The organism is Capnocytophaga sp. oral taxon 324 str. F0483, from assembly GCF_000318315.2.
In the GTDB taxonomy this organism is placed as follows: domain Bacteria; phylum Bacteroidota; class Bacteroidia; order Flavobacteriales; family Flavobacteriaceae; genus Capnocytophaga; species Capnocytophaga ochracea.
This window is the reverse complement of sequence record NZ_KB291524.1, coordinates 83137-86436: the sequence shown is the minus strand read 5'-3', so window position 1 is coordinate 86436 and position 3300 is coordinate 83137. Positions and strand designations below refer to the sequence as shown.

The following is a 3300-nucleotide window of genomic DNA, read 5'->3' as shown; positions in this document are numbered from 1 at the left end:
CACTGTAGAGCCACTGTAGAGCCACTCATCGTTCACCCTACCTTTATCTTACCCCCGCTCTACCTCCTGACAAACCTTGTCTTTCACCTTAATAGCCATCACTACTTTTTACTCACACCTAAATTATTCATTTTTTTAATTGATTTTTCTTTTATTCTCTCATTTCCTCATTTCCTCATTTTCTAATTTCCCTCATATCTTTTACCTATCTAATGCACCTTATTTAATTTTTTTTCGTACCTTTGCCGCTCACTATTGTGCGATAGATATGAAGCACTTCATCATCTTACTTATCATTCTTTTGGGGCATTTCCCCACCACAACAGCCCAAAATCAGGACTTGCCCTTTGTCCCACCTATCTATAACTACTCTCAAACTCAATACAAGGCAGGCTTGCAAAATTGGCAAATAAGCCAATGCAAAACGGGCGTCCTCTACGTGGCTAATAACCAAGGGCTACTTACTTTCGACGGACAGGTATGGCAACTCCACTACCTGCCCCAGAAAAAAATAGCCCGTTCTGTTCTTGCCGATAATAACGATTCCAAACTGCGCGTCTATGTAGGCTCTTTCGAAGAGTTTGGCTACTTCCAGCGCAATGCTCAAAACCAATTGGTCTACACTTCTCTAAAAGACCAACTCAAAGATTACCGCTTTCACAACGATGAAGTCTGGCGCATATTCAAGCATCAAGATAAAATTTACTTCCAAACTTTCTCCTCCTATTTTGTGTTCGACGGCAACCAAGTACGCGCTTTCAGCCCTAAACCCGCCCCTTTTGCAATGTTCTCCGACAGCAATACCCTCTATATGCAAGGTGTAAATGCCGACTTTTATACCATCGACCCTCAGCATCGCCTCCACCAAAAACTCTCTACTAACAGCTTAGGAGGATTGGTAATCGCTACTATCCCCTATCAAAAAGAACTCCTTCTGGTAACCGACAAGAACGGCTTGTTCTTTTTCAATCCTCAAACCGACCAGTTGCGCAAGTTCACTACCGATATCGACACCCTATTACCCTCCATTAGGCTGAACCGTGCGCTCATTACCGATGAAGGTAACCTCATCTTAGGAAGCCTTTCCGAAGGTTTGTATGCTATCAATGTCAGCACAGGTAAACTCCTGTGGCATATCCACAAGAAAAACGGACTGAACAATAACACCGTACTCGGGCTTTATGAAGATATCCAGCACAACCTCTGGGTAGCCTTAGACAACGGTATTGCTATGATTGAAATCCCTAGCAAACTCCGCTTCTTAAATTTAAATGGCGATGTAGAGCTCATCAGCGATATGGCTGAGCAAGGCAACTCTTATTACTTAGCCTCTAATAAAGGAGTCTTTTCTCTTACTAACGGGAAACTCAACAAACTGCCCAACTTCTCAAGCCAAGTGTGGTTTGTAAAGCAGTTCGACCACCAGTTATTTGTAGGACATAACAAAGGAGTCTCCGAACTCGTAGGTGACCAATTACGTCCCCTCAGCAATGTAGGCGTCGGAGGTATGGATTTAAAGAAAGGAACGATTCACGGTCAGGAGGTGCTCGTCGGCTCTTCGTATTCTGTACTTACTATTTACAAGAGAAATAAAGCTGGCAGGTGGGAGCCCTCACATATCGTCGATGGCTTCTTCGACCTTACTTATCGCATCGAAATAGACCCTATGGGCAACATCTGGACAAATCACATCTATAAAGGCGTCTGCAAACTTTCACTTACCGAAGACCTAAAAAAGGTGAAACACAAAGCTGTGTTCAGTAAACCTAAAACCAAAGAAGCCCTTCGCCTCCTCAAAATACGCGGAAAAGTAGTCTTTGCCGACGGCTCTCAATTCTACTACTACAACGAAGATAAAGAAGAAATTGTACCTTATACTATCCTCAATGAACAACTCCCTCAGCTCACCAAAACCCGCAATATAGTACCCATAAACGATAATCGGTTCTGGTTTATCACTGCCACCGATTACTTTTTAGTTTCCTTTGCCGATGGTCAATACAAAATAACCGAAAAGATTGCTTTCGATGAGCTCCAACACCCCACCACCGAAGACCGTGCCTCAGTATTCGTTTCCTCCGATGGTGCTTCTTTCTTTTGTTTAGACGGTAGTATCGCCCGTTATACTGATAATGCCCCTCAAACCACCTACCCCTATAATCTCAGCCTAAAAAGCCTCCGCTCCTACGACCGCAATACCGACCAATATCTTTTGGAAGAAATTACCGACAATCCTTCTTTCCCTTACGCCAAAAACAATTTAGTGTTCCAATTTCAGTATCCCAATTTTAGTAAAGAACATTACCAACTGTGGTACGTCTTAGAAGGATATGACAAGCGGTGGACACAAGCCGACCCCGATTTTAGCATCAGCTATCAAAATCTCCCCCCTGGTAAATACAGGCTCAAGGTAAAAGTGCTCAACGAACTAAACAAAGAGCTCTCCCTCTATTCCCTCCCGTTTCAAATCACTACCCCTTGGTATAAAAGCCTTTGGGCTTATATATTGTATTTCGTCAGCTTCATCGGGGTAAGTATCGTAGCAACAGCTATCTACTTCCGTTATAAAATGAAGAAAAAAGAGCGTTCCTTCTTGCGTGAAAGAATACGTCGCCAACGCCTGCTCGAGTCACGCGAACAAGAAGTAACTAAACTCCAAAACCAAATGCTCGCCAACCAGTTAGAGTACAAGAGTAAGGCTCTTGCCGAAGCCACTATGCTAAACATCAGGCGCGACGAGTTCCTTACCAATCTCATAGTAGAGCTCGAACAACTAATGGACAACCAGAAAGTAAGTAAAGCCAAAAGTCATCTTATTTTGCAACATATCCGCGAGAATATCTCAGAAGAAGACCAATGGGCAGTATTCCAAGAAAACTTCGATATGATTCACAAGAACTTCTTCAAGAATCTCAAAGAGCGTTTCCCTTCACTCACCACCACCGATTTGCGCATTTGCGTACTGATAAGGCTTAATTACACAACCAAAGAAATCGCCACTATGCAAGGTGTATCCATTCGTGGGGTTGAAACCGCCCGTTACCGTATCCGCAAAAAACTCAACCTTTCCGAAACCGATAACCTGTACGACTTTTTTGTAAAATTCCAGTAAAAAACACCTTTCCACCACCTCTCCTTTATCTTTCCTGTCACTAATCCCCCTTTTGAAGGTAGGCAGGGACAGCTGGGTATGTGTAAAGGAGGAGGTTTCCTTTGATTTTCCGTCATACTCCCTCCTAGTGCCTGTGGCCTAAGGCCTAGTGCCTGTTCCCTTTTCTTTCGCCTCGAAACCCTGTTTTT

Annotated in this window: 1 protein-coding gene; it reads left to right on the top strand. The window is 43.5% G+C overall.

The genetic code is table 11. The annotated features are described in order from the left end of the window. Positions 1-268 precede the first annotated feature (268 nt). The gene (locus HMPREF9072_RS06845) at positions 269-3112 is read left to right on the top strand and encodes a triple tyrosine motif-containing protein (protein ID WP_009750569.1); all 2844 of its coding nucleotides are present in this window, start codon (positions 269-271) and stop codon (positions 3110-3112) included. The last annotated feature ends 188 nt before the right edge of the window (positions 3113-3300 follow it).